This window comes from Vibrio caribbeanicus ATCC BAA-2122, from assembly GCF_000165125.1.
Classification (GTDB): domain Bacteria; phylum Pseudomonadota; class Gammaproteobacteria; order Enterobacterales; family Vibrionaceae; genus Vibrio; species Vibrio caribbeanicus.
In genome coordinates this window covers 1-21,487 of record NZ_AEIU01000079.1, presented here as the reverse complement: position 1 = coordinate 21,487, position 21,487 = coordinate 1, and the positions used below count along the sequence as shown (strand labels likewise).

General features: G+C 39.1%; 10 protein-coding genes and 1 pseudogene. 1 reads left to right on the top strand and 10 read right to left on the bottom strand.

The features are described 5' to 3' along the window. Positions 1-10: 10 nt before the first annotated feature. The gene (locus RH40_RS12360; RefSeq protein ID WP_009601860.1) at positions 11-1,138 is read right to left on the bottom strand and encodes an exonuclease SbcCD subunit D; all 1,128 of its coding nucleotides are present in this window, start codon (positions 1,136-1,138) and stop codon (positions 11-13) included. A gap of 100 nt (positions 1,139-1,238) precedes the next feature. Beyond that, positions 1,239-2,333 (bottom strand): ketoacyl-ACP synthase III, encoded by a 1,095-nt coding sequence (locus RH40_RS12355; RefSeq protein ID WP_009601859.1) that lies wholly within the window; start codon positions 2,331-2,333, stop codon positions 1,239-1,241. 90 nt (positions 2,334-2,423) lie between these two features. Between RH40_RS12355 and RH40_RS21260 the strand changes: the two are divergent. Beyond that, a pseudogene (locus RH40_RS21260) lies at positions 2,424-2,549 on the top strand (hypothetical protein); the annotation flags it as partial. Between the two features lie 218 nt (positions 2,550-2,767). Here the strand turns inward: RH40_RS21260 and RH40_RS12350 are convergent. From RH40_RS12350 to RH40_RS12315, 8 genes are all read right to left on the bottom strand, one after another. After that, positions 2,768-5,974, bottom strand: coding sequence for an amino acid adenylation domain-containing protein (locus tag RH40_RS12350; protein ID WP_039954690.1), 3,207 nt, complete (start codon positions 5,972-5,974; stop codon positions 2,768-2,770). Then, positions 5,967-6,941, bottom strand: coding sequence for an acyl-CoA dehydrogenase family protein (locus RH40_RS12345; RefSeq protein WP_009601857.1), 975 nt, complete (start codon positions 6,939-6,941; stop codon positions 5,967-5,969). Before RH40_RS12345 ends, RH40_RS12350 begins: the two co-directional genes overlap by 8 nt. After that, a complete protein-coding gene (locus tag RH40_RS12340) occupies positions 6,938-8,050 on the bottom strand; it encodes an acyl-CoA dehydrogenase family protein (RefSeq protein ID WP_009601856.1) in 1,113 nt (370 codons plus the stop codon). The genes RH40_RS12345 and RH40_RS12340 overlap by 4 nt, the downstream gene beginning before the upstream one ends. A gap of 330 nt (positions 8,051-8,380) precedes the next feature. Beyond that, positions 8,381-8,851, bottom strand: a complete 471-nt coding sequence (locus RH40_RS12335; RefSeq protein WP_009601855.1) for a thioesterase family protein — start codon at positions 8,849-8,851, stop codon at positions 8,381-8,383. A gap of 255 nt (positions 8,852-9,106) precedes the next feature. Then, positions 9,107-10,378 (bottom strand): MFS transporter, encoded by a 1,272-nt coding sequence (locus RH40_RS12330; RefSeq protein ID WP_009601854.1) that lies wholly within the window; start codon positions 10,376-10,378, stop codon positions 9,107-9,109. Between the two features lie 91 nt (positions 10,379-10,469). After that, the gene (locus RH40_RS12325; protein ID WP_009601853.1) at positions 10,470-11,813 is read right to left on the bottom strand and encodes an aminotransferase family protein; all 1,344 of its coding nucleotides are present in this window, start codon (positions 11,811-11,813) and stop codon (positions 10,470-10,472) included. Positions 11,814-12,007: 194 nt separating this feature from the next. Next, on the bottom strand, positions 12,008-15,121 hold the full coding sequence (locus tag RH40_RS12320) for an amino acid adenylation domain-containing protein (RefSeq protein WP_009601852.1): 3,114 nt from the start codon (positions 15,119-15,121) through the stop codon (positions 12,008-12,010). 30 nt (positions 15,122-15,151) lie between these two features. After that, positions 15,152-21,457 (bottom strand): non-ribosomal peptide synthetase, encoded by a 6,306-nt coding sequence (locus RH40_RS12315; protein WP_206536093.1) that lies wholly within the window; start codon positions 21,455-21,457, stop codon positions 15,152-15,154. Between the last annotated feature and the right edge of the window lie 30 nt (positions 21,458-21,487).

The window sequence follows — 21,487 nt, the reverse complement described above, 5'->3', positions numbered from 1 at the left end:
GTGATCCGGTTTAGCGATTTAATTGGTCGATAATGTTTGATATTGCGCTGCCCTGCTCTTCACTTAAAGAGCAACCTTGAGCTTCTGTAAAAAAGTCTTTAAACATATCAAGTTCACTTCTAGATAACTTGGCATCTGCCATATTCTGCTCAACTCCGATTAACATACCTGGTTTTTCGAGATGAAGAACATTCGGATACACAGCTCTCAATTTTTCCATAGGGTTCAAAATAGCATGCTGGTCCATTAACCTAATCAACAAGAAGTCTTCGTTTAGTGGATCCGCTTTTCCATCAGCCAATATTTGCTCCATTTCACCTTCGATAATCCGCATATCCCTAGCCGCAGTTAGGTTGATATGTTCAATCAATGGTTGGCCACTCTCATCAAACTCCACTAAGGTCATTCCTTTACGATGATGTTGCTCTGAAAAGCTATATTTCATCAATGAACCAGAATAGCGAATATACTCTTTGCCCTTCATTTGGGGCTGATGAAGGTGGCCCAAAGCAACGTAGTCAAAGTCAGAAAAATGCTCATGACTAACACGATCAACACCACCAATCGAAAGCGGTCGCTCGGATGCCGACTCCATTGCCCCATCAACAAAACAATGGCAAATGAGGATATTGCGATGGTTAGGTCTAAATCTCTCTTTTATACACTTAGCAAGAAGTTCATGAGCTTCATCATGAGTTGACACTGGTTGGTTGAATCGATGACGCACAACCTCTGGATCTGAATATGGAATTCCATAAAAATCAAATTTACCCACTTTAGATTCAAGAGTAATTGGCTCAAGCATGGATTCAAAGCTTGATAAAATGTGTAACCCAGCCGATTTCATCTGAAGAGAGCCAAAGCCTAAACGTTCGGCACCATCATGATTACCCGGAATCATAATTACAGGCAGATTAAGCTCACCACAGACACGATTTACAAAGTTATTCATGAGCTCAACTGCGGAGGTTGGAGGGACGGAACGGTCATATATATCCCCGGCAATAACCAGTACATCCACGTCATGATGCATAATGTATTCAATGATTTCTTCAAGCGCTTTACGTTGTTCATCGATTAAAGAAACATTGTGAAACTGACGTCCTAAATGCCAATCGGAAGTGTGGAGGATTCTCATGGTTGCTCTGTTTTATTATCTTGTCAGAGCCCATATCATAATATTAATTTGGGTTTTGGAGAAAGAGAAAAAGTCGCTCTTGACGAGCGACTCTGCAGGATTACTGTTGTGTTGAACCGTGTTTCTGACAGAACTTAATTGCTTCTTCAAGCAGTTCCAGTGCTGGTTTGTTACATTCGGGAAGCTGTGCATCGGACTTACCAATGGGCTCAACTCGCTGCCCCCATCTAACATGAGCAGCCCCCCACGTTAGGCCAGCGCCAAAGGCTGCCATGAGAATATCATCGCCAGCTTTTACTGCGCCTTGTTCGACTGATTCACAAAGTGCAATGGGCACTGTTGCTGCAGAAGTATTGCCATATTTATGAATATTTACGAATGCTTTTTCTCGGGGAATGGACGACAAGTCACAGAGAGCTTGAATAATGCGTATATTCGCTTGGTGCGGTACGACGACATCAATATCATCTTTCGATAAACCACTACGCTCAAGCACGCAAGACGCTGCAGCACCCATACCTTTTACTGCACGCTTGAATATTTCTTTACCGATAAAATTAAAATGCCAATAACCATTATCAGCTGCAAACCGATCCATACTGGAACCAAATTTAGGAACAGACAAAATATCTCGACCTGCAGAATCGCAACCGAGCTGAGCGTTAATTAACCCAACTTCCTCTTCGGTGCGACTTAACACCACCGCACCTGAACCATCACCAAAGAGCACTGCGGTATCGCGTTGGCTCCAATCAATGTAAAAAGAAAGGCGCTCTGCACCAATGATTAAAGCGTGTTGATAGCACCCAGATTGAAGAAGTTTCGTTCCTGTTTCTAAACCATAAATGAACCCCGTGCACGCGGCATTTAAATCAAAGGCTGTCGCTGACTCGATTTCTAAGTTTTGTGCGATCTTGGAAGCGATATTGGGAATCAAGGAATCAGGGGAGCAAGTTGCTACAATAATCAAGTCAATCTGACGAGCGTCAATTCCAGCACAGGCCAAAGCTTGCTTCGCTGCAACCGTCGCCATATCGGAAGTATTAACATGGCTAATTCGACGATTTTCAATCCCTGTACGAGAACGTATCCAATCGTCTGAAGTATCGAGAAACTTACTGAGATCATCATTAGAGAGCACAGTCGGTGGCAAACATTTACCCCAACCTGTTATTTCGGCATAGAACTTTTTCATTAGAAGCCTTTAAAATTGTTATTTGAATCACGCATCTATTTCAGAGTATAACTATGTCTATGATTCAGTGTCACCAAAATCCAGAAAACTATGACAAAAACTACTTCCCACTTCACTACTCGCTGTTATTCTTGCAATGGACTTAATAGAGTACCCACCACTCGCATTAATGAAGAACCACAATGTGGCAAATGTAAATCTTCCCTACTTGATGGATACCTTAACGTCTTACTCACTTATTTATTAAACGTGACTAAATATTTACTCTCACTTAGTTCTCGTCGTTCTTCCTCTATAGCTATCGGGTTCTGTCGCAAACTTTGAACCTTTAAGTTAAGATCTGCTTACTTTCAAACACGATACTGATTCTTGATGTTTAAAAGTAAGTCTAGATATTTTAGTTCTCAATGGAACATATACATTTCCTTTTGTAACTAGTTATCAGTTCCGATTATATTGCGAACGATTTGAGAGAAACGATCCGTACACTCCTCAATGACAAAGTGGCCACTTTCAAATAGATATTGATTCACCGCCCCTTGAGTATATTTGGACCACTCATCGAGGTGTTGTGTGGTTGTAAAGGGATCGTCTTTACCAAAGAATATGTGTAAATCGGACGTTAGCGCGTTATTGGGCTCCAAATAGTAATTTTCTGAAGCAGTAGCATCGGCTCGTAAGCAGCCTATGAATTGCGTCAACTCAGCAATATTGGATCTTTCCGTCGGTTGACCGAAGCTGAATAGCTTTGTTAAAAACGCTTTGTCGTCCGCCTCATCGCTAATCTTAATGTCAGGCTCAAGGTTGGGACTTCTTGACGCCACAACCATGAGATTGCGCACATCGACTCCCTGTAAGCTTAGCTTTCTTGCCGTTTCATAAGCGAGCAGTCCCCCCATACTATGCCCGATAAATGATAGGGGCAGATCAGCAAAGCTGACCAACTCTTGAGCTAAAATTTCAGCCATCTCATCGATAGAGTTCAAGGGTGGTTCACCTTTTCTATTACCATGCGCTGGCAGGTGGACTAAGTACACTTCGACGTGAGCTTCAAGATCCTTTTCCCATGGTTTAGCGTCATACGGAGATCCGCCAGCACAATGGAAGAAAACCAACCTCTCCTTTGGCTTTTTCGATGGCCGACTCTTGATAAGCCACAATTCATTGAGGAACCGCACTAACTCATTTCTTACCACCTCCGTACTTTGATAGCCGTTTTTTTCGATCAGCGTCACCAGAGAAGATACGTTGGGATTAGAGTAAACTTGGTAAGAAGTCAGCTCTATGCCTGTTGTCTTCTTAATATCTGATACAATTTTAATAATAGCGAGAGAGTCGCCGCCACTATTTAAAAAATCATCACCAGGGCCACCATCAAATGTGGGAATGGCTTGATGGACAATTTTTTCTACCGAGGACATCATGGCGCTGCCACCCTGAGAGCCTGAACTTTGCGATGCGGACTTAATTTTCCGTCTCAGCTTAGACTCATCAACCTTGCCACTTAACGTTAAAGGGATCTCATCTTGATGGATAACCTTAGATGGTATCATATAGTAAGGCAACTCATCTTTTAACAAGGAGAATAACAACTCTGGAGCGATATGCTTGTCTTTATTCGTGGTGTAGAAGAGGTACAGCGCCCCTTTTTCGTGGATGGCGGAGCACTGCTCAATCACACTCATGGATGAAGCGGTGTTTTCGATTTGTAGCAACTCCACTCGATGCCCATTAATACTGACCTGTCTATCGCTTCGGCCATAGATGTCAAGATTACCATCACTTCGAAATCGGCAAATATCGCCAGTATTATAAGCCCTGATCGTTTCGCCCCAAGGCAGTACCAAACAAACAAAACTGTCTTCGGTCACTTTATCTAGGTTAATATAACCCTCCGATAAACTTGGACCCGCGACGAATAGGAGACCAGGCATACCAAGTGGAACAAGGTCATGATTTTCATCTAGGATGAAGGTTCTGACATTGGGCAAAGGCCTTCCGATAGAAGGGTTGACTTCATTATTATCCCGACATCGATAGGTTGTCACCGCCACTGTCGCTTCAGTAGGGCCATATCCATTGACCACTTCAATACCCGCTCGAGTAAACTCCAGTGTGAACTTATTACTGAACTTTTCGCCGCCCAGTGACAGCAGCCGAAGAGAGGTCAACCGGGAAAGATGTTTTTTAAGGTACTCAAGCAGTACTGGCGGGATCTCTGCGATTGTCACCCCCTGATGACAAATAAACTCAGCGAGCTTTTGAGGATCGGCCTTGTGATCATCTGGAATCATCGCTAGCTTAGAGCCGTTAAATAGGCTACAAAATATATCGAACACAGACACATCGAACGCTAGGGATGAAAACTGAAGTACCGTATCCTCCGATGTGATCTGATAATCTTTTGAGATCCCCGCGACAAAGTTAGCCAGAGAGCCGTGCGATATTTTCACTCCTTTCGGGCTACCAGTGGTACCAGAAGTGTAAATGATATAGGCTAGATCGCTCTTGCGATAATCCAAGCAAGATAGTTTAACGTCATGCTGCGCAGATGGCGACTCGACACCTTCCATCTGTAATGTGGGAATAGAAAACTCGGTGGTCCATTCAATGACACTGGTAATGATTAGCTTCGAGTTACTATCTTTGACGATATACGCCAACAGACTCACAGGGCTTTTGATATCGACGGGAACGTACGTTGCACCCAGTGAAAGAATGGCGATAATGGCAGCGACCGCATCAGGAGAACGTTGTGCGTATAGACACACTCGGTCTCCTCTGCCAATCCCCAACTCTTCTAACTTTAGCGTGAATTGCCTCACTTTTGCATACAAGTCTTCGTTTGAAAGAGTCACGTCTGGATGGGTTATGCAGGGCCTTTCTTTTCCTAACTCAATATTAGACAGTATTCTAGGAATAATGGAGGCTTCTTTAAGGGGGAGGCTGTTTCCGAAAGAAAAAGCATGCAGCCTATCAAGCTCTTTTCCTTTCGGCCCGAGTACCAAAATGTCATCCACACTCTGACCTGCAATAAAAGCGGAGATACACGCATTGACTTTATCCATCATGAAGACGATGAGCGCTTCATCGTACACATGTGGATTAAACGAAGCGGTTACCTCTAGATTGCCATCGAACTCAGTCATCACCAATGCAGCATCACACCCATCGATATACTCTGTCGTGTTATACAAAAAGCCAAAGTTCGATGCCCCTCCATTGCCTTCGGTTTCATAGAGGTATGAGTGATTGACATAAAGGGGGAGTTGCCCACCTAAGTTTGTTGGTGTGGCCGTTAGAGCATCCTCGCTTCTTACGTCCGTAGGAAGGTTTACGGCGACAGTCACGTCTTGATCGGATAACAGACCACGCATGCTAAAGTTGTGTGTTCCGGAATATCGAGACAACACAAACGCGTATGACAGAAGGATATAAGACACCAAGTTATCATCCGACGGATAGGCCAATGAGAGTTCTGTATCAATCCATGCTTGCCGGTCACATTTATAGTAATCAGGAGCAACGAGCCAGTTTCTTACCGATGTTTGTTGTTCTTGCCCTTTCGTATCAATGAGACTGATGATTTTTTTGCGCTGATTAAATGGCAGTTTAGTGATATTATCATAAATTTCATTCATTAAAGTTTCCATCCGATACTACCTTGCTAATTCTCGATGAAAGAGCCGTGGTTTTTTGGAAGAACTCAAAAATCTCCGATTCAGCGGTCAGTCCGTAGCAGCCATTGATGTGTACCGTGGTTCTGAAAATATCGAGAACTAGTGACTTAATGGTGTCAAGCCCGCTTACAGGGTAACTCGAACCGTGATACCCGCGCTCAATGACAGTATATCGAGCGAGTAACGAGGCATAATTCAGACGCAAATATTGATGTTCATACAAATGTTTTCCGAATTGTTTTTTTTCGGTCAGTCTTTTGTTACAAAGGCTCAGCAGAGTATGACAATAGCCCAGAGAGAAAGACATTAAATCCATTCTATGCTGGCGCATGAGTTTGTAATAATTCGCTTCGTTCAGTTCCGCCTTAGTGACGAGTTGACTGTCATCGAGAAACAATCCTTTCACGCTGAGCAAGTCACCGACCAGTCCCGCTGGGTTTGCTTCTTGTCCCTCAGTAATAAAGTTATCAGCGTTAGTTTTGTACAGGTATACGCTTTTCTCGTAGAAAAAGGCGACACATATGGGCTGGCTAATCATTTGCACTCGGCCTATCACCCCGTCGAGCCGGAATCCCTGTGTATCTCGGATAATGGTCACATCGGAGTGATGCCAGTTATCGAGGATAATCGGTGTGATGGCATCAAGATCGAACCGAAGATCTTTGTGTGGGCAATAGGAAAGCAAATCGATCAGCCTAAGCTTATCAAGCTCAGTCAAACAGGGGGCTTTACGAGCAAATTGATTCACCAAAATACGCCTATGCTTATCTCCCAGCTCAAATCCACCCAATGATTTAGGTTTATGAAAGATGAGGCTGTCCTCGCTGAGAATATTCCTCATCCGATCATTAACATCGGTCTGAAAAAAATCGTTAGAGTAAAGCGCTTTGAATGAATCTTCTAAGGTAGCTTCAAAAAAGCTATTCATATCACACCTTCTTCATAAATTGATTTTCTAGCAATGGTTTCGAGCATCATCTCTGAGCTACCGGCAGACAGTAATAACCCTTGTGACTCTCGATAGGCGGAGCTGATTTTGTTATAAACCTGCGGCTGATGGATGATCACTGAACTTTGGTCAATGTTATCGTGGGTGTAATTTATGATTTTTACCGCTAACTCACTTGAGATGAGCTTGGCAATAGCCCCTTGATACTCATTGACTTTTCCGTTTGCAAAAAAATCGCTTAATACCTCATTGACGTGATTTTTTGCGCAGCCTAGTTCGAATTCAAGTGCGTTGACATAGTGATCATCCCATGTTCCACGATGAAAAAACGGCGTTGACTCATGTAGGATTTTGAAAAACCTCTCTGCTTTTATGTAGTAATCAAAACCTGTTCGCTCAAGAGAAATCGCCTCAGTGATGAGCGGCCATCCTTGATCGATTTCGCCAACAATATCTTCACTTGTCACCTGCAAATTATTGAACCTTACTCGGCAAAAGTTTTCATCACTGATCGAGTCCAAGTGTTCGAGTATGACATTTTCATCATTGAGAGGAACAATAAAAAGCGTGATCCCATTGTGGCCGATACTGGACGAGTCCGTCCTCACCGCACACAATGCGTAGTCGGCTTGCTGTGACTTAAGGGAGTAGATTTTTTCACCGTTTATAACAAAGGTTCCGTCATCAAGTCTTACCGCCTGAGTTTCTAGCGATGAGAGATCAGAACCGGACGTACGTTCTGTGTATAAGATGGAGAAAAACGTCTGTCCTTTAGCGATCTCAGGCAAGAATTTATTCTTCTGACTTTCGGTGCCTGCAATATTCAATATTCCACCGACGAAATGTACACTAAGCAGATACAATGTTTCAGATAAGCCTTGGCTTACTATTTCCTCGAGAACAAATAAATTTGCCGACTGACCTAAGTCAATTCCACCGTATTCCTTACTCCATGATGGAGCCAGAAGTTGCTCCATACCGAGTAATTGACACAACCCTCTGATGTCTGGTTCAGAATCTGGATTGTGTATTACATTTCTTTTCGAATAATTACTAATTATATGTTTAACTTTTGATTTAAATTCCATATCATCCATCAAAAAGCTGTGAGTTTTAAAATATAAGGGCTTTTAGATACTTTCCATAATCTGAATTATTGTTAATTATCTTCTAGATTATTATGTTTGCTAGCAATCCGTAGCTGGAATGTAGTCCTAAGGTCAGATATATCTTGGTTTTAGAATTTTAAAACCATTAGATATCCATATTTCTATATACACTATCCTGAATATGAATTATGGCCACTGATTAGAGTGTGTATATTTGACCCCATAAAGCCTTTATAAATAACTAAACACTACTGAATCAGCATACTAAATTCTTAGGTTACAATTTGAATACCTATCCACCCGTATGGTTTATTTTTCTAAGCACTTCATCATGCTTAACTTTTTTAATATTTTTTTATTGAAGTTAGCGCAATTTATAATATGCCTATCATGAACACCCTCAGATATAACGTCAACACCATCATGCGCAATAATCTTGAATCGCAATCGATTTTTCTTCATTTCAACCAGTTCAATATCGACCTTTATAGTAAAGTCAGGGGGCGTTGGAGAAATGTGGGTTAGGTTAAAGCCTACTCCTACGCTTTGTTGGCTAGGCCAATTTAAGAACGGTTTTAACGCTTTGACGCATACAAATTCAAACATCCCTATCATAAATCCTGATGTGAAAACTTCTGGCATAACCTGAAGCTCCTCTACCTCTGGGAATTGATAAGGAACAGTTTTATTTAAAGGTACTTGATAAGTGTATGAGTAACACATACCGACTTCTAGTTTTTTCATTATTTTTAAATGCCCAATTAAATTATTAAAAACCATATACGCACACTTTCAAGAAGAATCGCATGGTTGTATATTCCCTCATCCCGCAATCAACCAAGTGATGTGTAGTTGGTTAAGTTTTGTGTATTTCTCAAATACACCTTAAATTTTGCACATTAATCCTATTCCTAAAGAAAAGAAGGCTCTCTGTTATCTCTTTGGGTAGTGGGCCAATAAGTTCAAGTCCACACTCTATTTATACAAAGCCATACACTGAGAAATCCTTCCATTTTAAGGTTATTTACAATTCATCTACTTGCTTAGTTCGTCGGCAAATAGTTGCCTTTGCCTTCGTACTCCGAGATATAAAAATGATGATGCAACGATAAGTGCGCCGGTAAATATCCAGGCATATCCAATTGAGAAGTAATTTGCCATGTAGCCAAGCAGCACTGATCCAGCTAACCCTCCGATTTGCATCACAAAAGATTCAAAAGACAACATAGTAGAACGCCTTTCGGAAGGGATCGCTTCATTATATATACTCGCATGAGGGGAGTCTTTTACACCATTAATTAGGAAAAATACCCAGTATACGATTGCAAAACCAGCCTGTGTTGTTGAAAGTGCCATAACGACTAAGACAGTTCCCATTAGGAGTCGCATTATAAACAGCACAAATGCATAGTCATTTTTGAAGAATCTACAAAGCGGTATCGAAATATAGCTTCCGAATGCTCCGGCAAAAAAGTAACCCGCGCCTAGAATACCCAATATGCTTGTTTGAAATTCTGCACCTGCAAGCTCCTTAGCCTTAGGTTGCCACAGCATCTCTACACCTGAAAGGCTAAAGCACCAAACACATGACGCGATGATTAATAAAAAGACTAGACGGTTTTTGAGTCCATAGTTAATTGAAGTTGATATGACGGAGGGGAACTCTTTAAGGCCTGATAATATACCCTGCTCCTGTTGTTCAAATGTACGCTCTTCTTTGACTAACACCAACGTTAAGACGGCTTGACACAACACAAAAAAAAGAGCAACGATTAAATTAAGAGAGTATATGTCAAAACCTTCCATACCTGAGATACCAAGACTTAAACTTGACATCGGTATGTAACCACCTACTAATGAAGCAACCCCAAGTGATAGCGTGATAAATATACCCACCTTAGCAAGAGTTTCCTGCAAGTTACCATCTGGATATTTTTTTTCAAACTCATCTACAAACCATGCATCGATAGTACCAGATGATAATGATCGGCTAACTCCAAAGAACGCGAATGAGACTACATAATGCCAAAACTCCTGAGAAATTAACATCCCTAGGAAAGAAGCAAACATAAACACAAGAGAAAGAAGAAATACCTTTTTACGCCCAATGGTATCAGCCAAACCGCCTGTTGGAAGCTCTAACAATATAATGAAAGCGGAGTAAACGCCCATTACAATACCCACTTCAAATAGTTCCAAACCTTTCTCGACTTGAAGAACGGTCAAAACTGGTAAGATTAAGCCTACCATAAACCACTGCAGTGATTGATTTAATATGTATATATTTCTTATATTAACACGAACCATTTTCATCCCTATTTAACACAACAATTAAAGCCAACAATTATATTGTCAATTTTTTCATTTGTTATTAACATCTAATATTAATTTGGCATTATTATAAATTTTCTTGGACATGCTTGATGCCTTCTTCAAGAACCTCGACAATTGTATCTACCTGATGGCGTTCGATAATTAGTGGAGGTGACATCATAATGTGGTCCCCCAATATACCATCATAAGAGCCCTTGCCTGGATATAATATTACTCCCTTGGTGAAGCAATATTCCGATATCTTGTAGCCTATATTTAATTCACGAGAAAAAGGTTGCTTTGTAGTTTTATCTTTAACGAATTCTATACCAGATAGTAAACCCACGCCTCGTGTATCACCGACGATATCCAGATAAGCTAACTCTGCTAACTTATCATTGAAATACCGACCAATTTCGTAAGAGTTTTCAACCACTCTATGCTTCTTCATGTAATCGATGGTAACTTTTCCTGCAACTGCGCCAACAGGATTACACGCGAATGTGTGCCCTCCTAGGTAATTCATTTGATTATCTTCAAACGCATCAGCAACTTTATGGCTAAGTACCACGGCAGATAGCGGAAAATAGCCACCACTGATTCCCTTTCCGCACGCCATAATGTCCGGTTTAACTTTATAGTGTTCCATACCAAAGTGATAACCTAATCTTCCAAAACCTGTGAGGATCTCATCAGCTATAAGTAGAACATTATATTTGTCACATATTTCACGTACTCTTTTAAAGTATTCGTCGTTTGCTGGAACGGCTCCTAGTGCTGCTGCAACCACTGGTTCGACAATAAAAGCCGCGACTGTTTCTGGTCCCTCCTTCAATATTTGAGCCTCTAACTCGTTGGCAACTCGCTGGAAAAAGCTCTCCTCACTTTCTTTCTCATTGCGACGATAGCTATAAGCGGGGCTGATATGAGGAAAGTTATTCAGCCACGGTTTATAAGATTCGCGTCGCCACTTCATTCCTCCAACATCCAGCGTAAAAACAGAGCTTCCATGATAGGTTGATTGCCTAGAAATAATTTTATACTTACTCGAGTTTCCGGTTAACTGATGATACTGAAGTGCTACTTTTAATGCATTCTCTACACCTTCTGTGCCACTCATAGCAGTCCAAGCTTTTGTAAAATCGGGGCCAGAGAATTCCAAAAGCTTTCCTAAATAGTCTTCAACCTCTTCATGATAAAATCTGTGCGTAGGGAATACAGGAAGTTTATCTAACTGTTTTTTGATACTTTCTCCGTATTCTGAAACACCATATCCCAAATTTGCTACTGAAGAGCTTGATGCAGCAGCATCCAGATATTTTCTCCCTGTATCGTCAAATAAATAACACCCTTTTCCATGAGTCAGCTTTGGATAATCTAACTGCCAATCTGGGCAAATAACCATAGAGCGTAATAAGTCCTTCTTCATCAATTACTCCGATACAATTAATAGTTTGGTAAATATTTACAAGATAATTACTCATAAAAAATATATTTTTTATGATAGTCGCTAAGACATATTAGCGATTTATTATAAATCCCTATTAATATCTTCTAGATTTATGTTTAAAAGAATCTTGGAAATGTTCAAATTTATAGCAGAACATCCGCTAGTCGATAATCTTAATCGATCTTTGGACTTTCTAAAACTTTCATATAATTATTAGCAAAACCCTCGACAACCTCTCGAGAATATAGATCTTTATTGTAAGATAGCCTAAATACAGTACAGTTTGAGTACTGCAGGAATACACATGATAAGTCATTTCCAAATGGGGTTTCTTCTTCATTGTATTTGATAATAGATTCTATGGGGCTATCTAATTTCTCATCCTCTAATGAGTGCATATTAACAAGTGTAGAGGTGAATTTTTTTTCATACTCCTCAAGTATGCACTCTAATGGAAAACGTTTGTGCTCGAGTACATTCGAGAAGTCTTGAAAGACCTTGCGTAAAGATTCATCAAAAGTTTCGTCAATAGAAATATTGGCCGCTAACAACAATATATTACTATACAAGCCAAGTACGTTTTTGTGCTCTGGTTCGCGCAATGAAACTGGTATAGCAAGCACGATATTTTCTTCTTTTGTAAATGTAGCAAGACTAATAAAAAGTGACGTGAGGTAGATACAAAACTCTGTTGTTCCATAATCTCGGGCTAAAATCTTTGCTTTACGTTTCAAGTCCCCATCTAAAAATATTGACAGCGAAGCAAAACCAGAGTTAGAGCACTGCTTAGTCAAGTATCGCGGCAACGTGAATGGTTTAATGCTTGCAATTTTATCTTTCCAGTAGTTATGCGATTCTATATAAGAATTCGTGCTCAAGTACTGATGTTGCCATTGGCAAAACTCCTTATAATGAGCTGCCGAATTGGAAGCGTTATTTGATGGTTCCGTTGCTAAAGAGCGGTATCTTCCCTTTACCCCCGCAAGTATCTCTCTTATTGAAGATGCGTCCGCCAATATGTGGTGAGCGACGAATATGAGGCATGATTCATTGCTCGACTCCACTAAAATAAATTCGAACTGAGGCCAAACACTCAAATCAAACGACTTTTTTGAAGACTCTAAACAAAGGCTCCTGACTACACCTTCATAATCCTTTGGTGAGATAGCGCCGACCCTAGTCAACTCAAGTCTAGATGGTGCATTTAGCAATATATTCCGAGAGCTATTCTTGCCGGAAAGGGAAAATACGCTCCTTAAATTTTCTTGAGTATCAATAAACATATTCAAAACATCTGTTAACTTACCAGCATCAACTTCACCATTAAACTCCTGCAATCCAACAATAGTGTCTTCAATATAGCGGTGGTTCGAAAAGAAATTAAGTTGTCCATAGGAAAGTCGATAACTAGAACTGTATATTTCCACTTGTTCCTGTTTAACACCTGCCTTGCATTTACTCTCAACTAATGCACTAAGTTTATATATTGAGCTGTTTTCTAAAACCTCCCTAAAGTTAACATTTACACCGAACTCTCTATATACACGAGAAATTAGATCCATAATTTTTATGGAGTTCCCACCTATATCTAAGAAGGAGGTAATTTTATTAACATTAGAAAAGCCTGTTATATCGACAAAGAATGATTTTATTTTTTCCTCTAGTTCATTAAGCTTACTTACCTCTGCATCAGAAAGTAACTGCCGAGGCGGTGGTAACCTATTTCTATCGGTTTTTCCATTGTTATTGAGCGGCAAGGAGTCCATTTTAATAAAAAATGAAGGAATAAGCTCCTTATTTATTATTAACGATAGCTCATTTCTAATTTCATCAGATTTTAAATCACCTGTATGATAGCAAACTATTTCAACTTCGCCTCTGCTATTTCTTGGAGAAGTTACAGCCACATCACCTATACCTTCGATACTAATAAGAGCTTGCTCTACTTCATTTAGTTCGACTCTTACGCCATTAACTTTCACTTGTCTGTCCGCTCTACCGAGGACCTCTACTACCCTCCCTTCAAGGTACCTCCCTATATCACCGGTCTTATAAACAATGTCCTTACGATCTTTGATTAGAGGATTCTGAACGAATGAGTCTCGATTTAAGTCTTGATCTAGATAACCTTTAGTCATGAAAGGAGATTTGATATAAATGAATCCCTTTTCCCCAACTCGACATAGTAGATTATTTGAATTTAGAATGATTACCATTGTATGGTCTATCGGACGGCCTACATGTAGTATATCTTCAGGTTGTTCAGAAACGTGATTTACCCTATGAAAAGTATCTAATATTGCTGTTTCTGTAGTCCCAAACATATTTATGATTTCAATATCACTCCCTAATTGCTCCCTCCAAAGTATTATATCTTTACAATACAATGGCTCACCATATAGAAAAATATGCCTCATATTAGGTAAGTCAGAAGATGTATAACCTAGATCTTTACAGGCTTTAGATAGTAACCGAAAGATAGAAGGAACATTTTGTACGGTAGTTATGTTATTTGTCTTTAACCACTTCATTAGTTCAATCATATTACTCTTTGCACATAATGGAGGAATGTACAAAGTGGCACCAGAACATAAAGCCATCCAATACTCTTTTAAAGAAGCGTCAAATGTAGTTTTTGATAAGTTTGGAATATTAAAACTCGAGTCAATAGAAAACTCTTGAATTAACCAGTTTATATAGTTCGCAACTCCCTTATGATTTCCTAATATAGCTTTTCCTTTTCCCGTGCTTCCAGAAGTATAATATATGTATGCTGAGTCATTTGGTCCACTTTTCTTTTCTGCAGAGAAAGCCGATAGTTGGGTTACTAGGTCCCTGGTCAACCACCCTTGCTCACTTTTTATATATGCACCATAATCATTATTCTCATCAATATAGATTAACTTTTTAACGGGTAAGTCCAACTTCTCAATTTTATTTATGACATCTTCCAGTTGCGTTCGCTCGATTATCAGAGTAGTAGCTAAAGTTTCATTGAACATTTGCTTGATTCTTTCATCTGGAAATGTCAAATCTATTGGCATGTACGTATTACATGATTTGAATACCGAAAGCATACTCACTATCTGACGACAGCTTGGTTGTAAAGTCACTCCTACAACTGATTGGTTTTCTAATAATAGGTTACAAATCGCCACAGCGAATTTACTCGTTAACGAATTAAGCTCACTGTAGGTAATACTACAATAGTCGTCTATTACCGCTATATTATTCGGGTTTTCCTTGGCTTTACACTCGAAAGCTTTATGAACGATATTAATACTCATGTTAATGATTCCTAGAAACTAAGGCTTAAATTAAAGCTCGAAACTTTCAAGAGCGTACATATCTCGAAGAAAGTCGTCATCATCTGATACACTTCCGGCTTCTTGTAAACTTTTCATGAGCGTTTCAATACTTACCATCGGATTTTCAGCAACTAGACTGCTTAATATTAAGAAATTTTGTTTAATTAACTCTATGGTTTGATACTCAAATAGATCAGTATTATATTCTAGAGAACCACTTATCCCATTTGTATCTTCAATAAACTCAAAAGTCAGATCGAACTTGCTTGTTTTGTTCATTGAGTGAGATTCTGAAAAATCGCCAAAACCTAGTTTGCTATCAAAATTTTGTAGTAAAACAGTAACATCGAATAGCGCTAATCGCGATGGATCTCGCTTTAAGCCTAAGTCATCAACGATATTTTCCACGGGGTAATGCTGGTATTCTAATGCATCCAAAGTACTTCTTTTTACTTCATCTAAGAAATTTGTAAATACCTCACCAGCATATACTTTATTCCTCAAGGCGATTAAATTTAAATATAAACCAATTTGAGATTTCAGTTGAGGGTGCTCCCTTCCGGCACTTTCCGTTCCTAAAATTATATCGTTTTGACCCGTTCTTTTAGATATTAAAATATTAACCAGTGAGAGTAAAACCATGAACAAGGTTGCTCCTTGTTCTCGGCATATTCTATTCAAGTCGTCACTTAATTCTTTAGAAAGAGAGAAATTTAAACTATCTCCATTAAATGTCTTTATTCGTGGCCTAGGTTTATCATATTTTAGGTCAAGTGTCGTATTCACATCATTTAATGTTTTTAGCCAGAAATTTTTATGCTCAGTTAATCTATCACCCGTCATTTTTCCCTTTAGCCAGGATGTATAATCAATATATTGAATCTGGAGGTCATTAACAGTTTTACCATTACCATTCTCGAAGCAGGAGTACAATTCTTCGAGATCGTTAATCATATTAGTTATTGACCAGCCATCTGCGACTATGTGATGAACTGTATAGATAAAAATTGAACCTATTTGGTCAGAAACCAAGATCCGTCCTCTTATAAGAGGACCTTTTTCCAAAGAGAATGGGGTTACCTCAGCTTCAATGATTAACTTTTGGAGCTCCTCAGCATGGTCACCGCCTCCCTTTAAATACGTAACTTCTAACTCTGTATGAGTTGACACAATAGGGACAACCCTCTGTAAAGCTCTACCATCTACTTGTGGGAAGATAGTTCTAAGACTCTCATGACGCTCTATAAGCGCTATATATGCTGATTTAAAAGCATTTAATTCAAGATCGCTAAAGTGAATCGTGCCTGTTATGTTATGAGAAACCTGTTCACTTTGATATTGCTCCAGTATCCAGAATCTCATTTGATTCGGCGATAGATCATACTCTCTGCGGCCTGATAGCACTCCAATATCTTCTAATGCATCCTTTTCACTCTTATCTAATAAGTTGGCTAGTTCACTTAGACGTTCATTTGAAAATATTTGCCTCAAGGAAATGATAACGTGAAATTTCTTTTGGATTTTTGCTAATAACTCAACAGCTTTTAACGAGTCTCCTCCAACTTCGAAAAAGTCATCGGAAGCATATACTTCATCTTTCTCTAATATTTCACACCATATTTTAGCTAACTCCAACTCAGTTCTAGACTTTGGTCGATTTATAACTTTATTTTCAATGGTTAAGCTATGCTTAGGTAAAGACGCTTTATCAACTTTACCAGTTGCGGTAAGCGGCAGCTTGTCTAAAAACACGAAGTCCTTAGGGACCATAATATTGGGTAAAATTTCGGCTAAATATTTTCTGAGTGTACTAGTAGAAATTGGAGCCTTAGCAGTAATGTATGCAAGTAAATAGTCAATCGAAGACTCTCCTTTCATCAGCTTTAAAACACATTGACTTACATCAGGGTGAGAAAGTAAGGCTTTTTCTATTTCTGAGCTTTCTATTCTAATTCCATTAATCTTAAATTGGTCGTCTTCTCTACCAATAAAGATAAGTTCCCCATTTTCCGACTGCCGAGCGAAATCGCCTGTTCTATACATTAATGTACCAGGCAGACTAGGATGATTAATAAAGCGGCTTTCTGTTTGCTCGGGGTCATTCATATAGCCTTTCGATAGACCTGCACCTCGAAGATATATTTCACCTTTCACTCCTACTGGTACAGGCTGAAGCCATTCATCGAACAAATCAACTCCTACGTTAGTAATAGGATGCCCTAATGTAATTTTTGACTCTTTATCTAACCGTTTTACGGTTGAACAAACCGAGTTTTCGGTTGGTCCATACTCGTTTACCAGATCGATATGCTCTACACGAGAGTAATGATCTCTTACCAAATTTTCGTTAAAAGTTTCACCCGCAATTACAATGAATCTTACACTGGTTAAAGAATAATGGATCTCATCTAGTATTAACTTATATAGAGAAGGAGTTACTAATAATGTAGTCACTCTTTTTTGCTCAATCTGTGAACCAATATAAATTAGATCTGTACTCTTATCTTGCGGAAGTAAAACTAAAGAAGCCCCTGAAATAAGTGGAGTGAAAATATCTTCTACAGAGCTATCAAATGTATAAGCAGGAATTTGCAAGCTATTATCATTTTGATCAAGGTTATAGTAGTCTCTTCTCCAAGTTAGAGTGTTGCATATAGATTCGTGAGTGATCATTACTGCTTTAGGCTCTCCGGTTGTCCCAGATGTAAACATCACATATGCTAGGGATGAGCCATCAGCGCGATTAGATAAACTATCTATCTTTCTAAATTTATTATTCCAATCAGACAAATCGGTTAGCTCTAAAATATCTACACCGCTCTTTGCAATGCTCAAGTTGCTTTTAGTTATTACTAATCCAGAATCCGTAGATTCAATTAACTTAACCTTTCTTGACTTAGGATGATCAATAGAGATTGGCACGTAAGAAGCCCCAGCTTTCATAATAGCCAGCATAGATATTATCATTTCAATAGATCGAGGAAGGAGAACTGCTACTGTGTCATTGGGTTGTACTCCTTTATCATGTATTAGATGATCAGTAAGCATGTTCACATAAGAAGACAACTCTGCATATGTAACCTTACTATTTTCCAAATAAACTGCTACTTCTTTGGGAGTTTGTTCAACCTGTTCTTCAAATAGGTCAATAATATTTAATGAAAAGAGCTTGCTTTGCTCTTCGTTGACAATATCTACATCATGGAAAACAGGAATTTCACAAATTTTAGTTTTTGTTTCTTGAGATACAGAAATGGCAATAATTTTCAGACACTTTGCCATTTCTATAATTTGAAACTTATCAAATATATCCGTATTGAACTCTATTTGACACTCTATATCGCTAGATGTTTGTTTAAAGTGAAAGCATAAATCGAACTTACTGGTTTTAAGGGGTACCGAAATTTCGTTTAACTTCAATTTATCACTTTGTATATCGCCACATTCTACAGTGTTTTGTAGTACGAGCATTATATTGAATAACGGAGAACTTGAAGGGTCTCTAATTATGTTCAGATCGCCTATAATTTTTTCAAATGGATAATCTTGATTTTCATAAGACTTCATGGCCACTTTTTTTACATTTTCCAGTAGATCGGAAAATGTGTCTTCGGCGTCGAATTTTGTCCGGAGCGCAAGAGTATTTACATAACACCCTATCTGATTAGTAAGTTCGATATGTTGCCGACCTGAAACAGGAGCACCTATGGTAATGTCTCTTTCTGAGCTATATTTAAAACAAAGTACATTTAAAACTGAAAGTAACCACATAAATAGTGTGGCATTCTGTTCAACTAATGAATCACTCAAAGCATCAGATACATTTGTTCCTAAAGAAAATTGGTGGAAATCCCCATTATATGTCCTTTCTTTTGGCCTGCTATTGCCAACATTAATTTTCAGAGGCTGTGGAGCACTCTTTAAATTCTCCATCCAAAACTTCTTCTGTAAGGCCATATAGTCACGATCAAGCTGTGACTCCTGCCAAGCTGAAAACTCTTTATACTGAATATCCAACTCGGGTAATTCTATTTTTACTCCTGAGCTATATGCATCATAGATTGTAACTAACTCTTGAAGTAGAACATTTATTGACCAACCATCACATATTGAATGGTGCAGCGAAAGCAGTATGTAGCTTTCTACACCGCTGGTAATTAAGTATGCTCTAAACATACTTGGTTTGGTAAGTTCGAATGGTTCGTCTAGGTCCTGTTTGATAAGCTTTTCGGTTTCGCTAAAGGTGCTATCACTACCCTCTTCAACTACCACCTTTTTCAGCGAAAAATCAATATCGCAAGGTATATATACTTTTTGCCGCGGGTTACCGTCTAAGTTAATAAATGCTGTTCTAAGAATTTCATGCCTATCAACAAGGTGCTTCAAGGATTTCTCTAGAATATTAGAGTTAATTTCACCTTCCAATTTATATGCGAACTGCATTGTTTCTTTTGAAGAGCCTGGATCCATCATCCAATCAAGCCACATCCGCTTTTGAGAACTAGATGTTGGGTAGCTCGACATTTCAGGGACCGGAGAGAATTTCACTTCCGTAAATGGGTTGGATTGCTCCAATAGCTTAGCCAAATCTCTTATATTTGGTTGTTCAAAAATCTGCCTTAGTGTGACATCAATATTCAATAACGACTTTATATTATAAACAATACTAGCTGCCTTTATAGAATTCCCACCAATTGAGTAAAAATTATCTAGAACGCCAACTTTAGGTCTACCAAGAATTTTTTGCCAGATTTCTTGTAAGGATTCCTCAATTTTTGTTTCGGGCTCTACATATGCCAAATCGTCACTCTTTATAGCTTCAATTTTTTTGTATAGTTCCTTTTTATCAATTTTCCCATTTGAGTTTAGAGGAAAATGTTCTAGTAAGACATACTGAGAAGGAATCATATAACTCGGCAAGCGTTTCCTTAATCCTTTTTCAATCACCTCTTGACTCAATAGCGATTCTGAAATCAGAAAAGCGACAAGTTCTGTTTGATCATTGGCTCTATAATCAATCACAACTACGTCTTTAATATCATTTTCCCTAAGTATATGACTTCTTATCTCTCCCAGTTCAATACGATGACCTCGTATCTTTACTTGTTCATCGACTCTACCCATACACTCTACTAGGCCATCGCAGGTCCACCTCCCGATATCTCCCATACGATAGAACCTTTCTTCAATATCTATGAATTTATTTTTTAGAAAGTTCTCTTTTGTTTTTTCTGGGTTATTTATATACCCTCTACCAACGGCTATACCAGAAACACAGATCTCTCCGAGGCCTCCAATAGGACACCGATTCATATTCTCATCTACAATATAGATTCTACTATTTCTTATTGGATATCCAACGGGGACATTTTTTCCTTTTAGTGGACGAACCATTTTAAAATGAGTGATATCATCAGAGGTCTCCGTCGCACCATAAGCATTGATCATTGGGATATGATGGAATACTTCGAACCACTTGCCTACCAGCTCTGGTGTAATCGGCTCACCCGTCAACATAATATATTTAAGGTTTTCTAATTTATTACCTTCGATATTAATTATGGAAAGCATTTCGGTTAAGTAGGATGGTACTACTTCAACTACCGTTATTTTATCCTTTTCTAACTGCTCAATAAATTTTTTAGGGTATCCTATTACATCTTTCTCATAAATATATGTCGTCCCGCCTACAATAATAGGAGAGAAAAACTGCCAAACCGAAATATCAAAGCACTGAGAAGAGTTCTGCGATATACGACAACCTTCTTCCATTTCTAATACATCAATTTTGGCTAATAGGTGGTTAAGCATGCCGCCATGCTCCACTGCGGCACCTTTTGGCTGCCCTGTAGAGCCGGATGTGAAGAAAACACAAGAGATACCACTAGTAGATACATAACTTCTGTCTAGGCTTTGACTGCTCTCGAATTTAAACTTCTCTGTCTCTTCTTCGTAAAACAATATCTGAACATCATTCCCCAGCTTCTCAATAAGCTCTTCACTCATAATGTTGCGAGTCGTTATGACAACTCCAGCGCCCGAGCTCTTGATTAGATTGACCTGACGCTCTACGGGCCAGCTTGGGTCAATAGGAACGTAACCACCACCAGCTTTCCATAAAGACGTGATAGATACCAGCATAGGTATAGATCTATTCATTAGAATCGCTGCAATTTTGTCTACCTCAATGCCCGCGTTTTTCCGCAGTAGTCGACCGAATTGATTGGATAATGAGTCTAGGTTTTGATAGGAGATGCTTCCGCTTTTATCACATGCTGCTAGCTTTTCAGGAAACTTTGAAACTTGCTTGTCCAACAGGTCTATTACTGTTAACGCAGGGTCGAT

Coding starts and splice junctions, on each gene's coding strand:
- RH40_RS12360 (WP_009601860.1), bottom strand. CDS start 1,138: ATGAGAATCCTCCACACTTCCGATTGGCATTTAGGACGTCAGTTTCAC.
- RH40_RS12355 (WP_009601859.1), bottom strand. CDS start 2,333: ATGAAAAAGTTCTATGCCGAAATAACAGGTTGGGGTAAATGTTTGCCA.
- RH40_RS12350 (WP_039954690.1), bottom strand. CDS start 5,974: ATGAATGAAATTTATGATAATATCACTAAACTGCCATTTAATCAGCGC.
- RH40_RS12345 (WP_009601857.1), bottom strand. CDS start 6,941: ATGAATAGCTTTTTTGAAGCTACCTTAGAAGATTCATTCAAAGCGCTT.
- RH40_RS12340 (WP_009601856.1), bottom strand. CDS start 8,050: ATGGAATTTAAATCAAAAGTTAAACATATAATTAGTAATTATTCGAAA.
- RH40_RS12335 (WP_009601855.1), bottom strand. CDS start 8,851: ATGGTTTTTAATAATTTAATTGGGCATTTAAAAATAATGAAAAAACTA.
- RH40_RS12330 (WP_009601854.1), bottom strand. CDS start 10,378: ATGGTTCGTGTTAATATAAGAAATATATACATATTAAATCAATCACTG.
- RH40_RS12325 (WP_009601853.1), bottom strand. CDS start 11,813: ATGAAGAAGGACTTATTACGCTCTATGGTTATTTGCCCAGATTGGCAG.
- RH40_RS12320 (WP_009601852.1), bottom strand. CDS start 15,121: ATGAGTATTAATATCGTTCATAAAGCTTTCGAGTGTAAAGCCAAGGAA.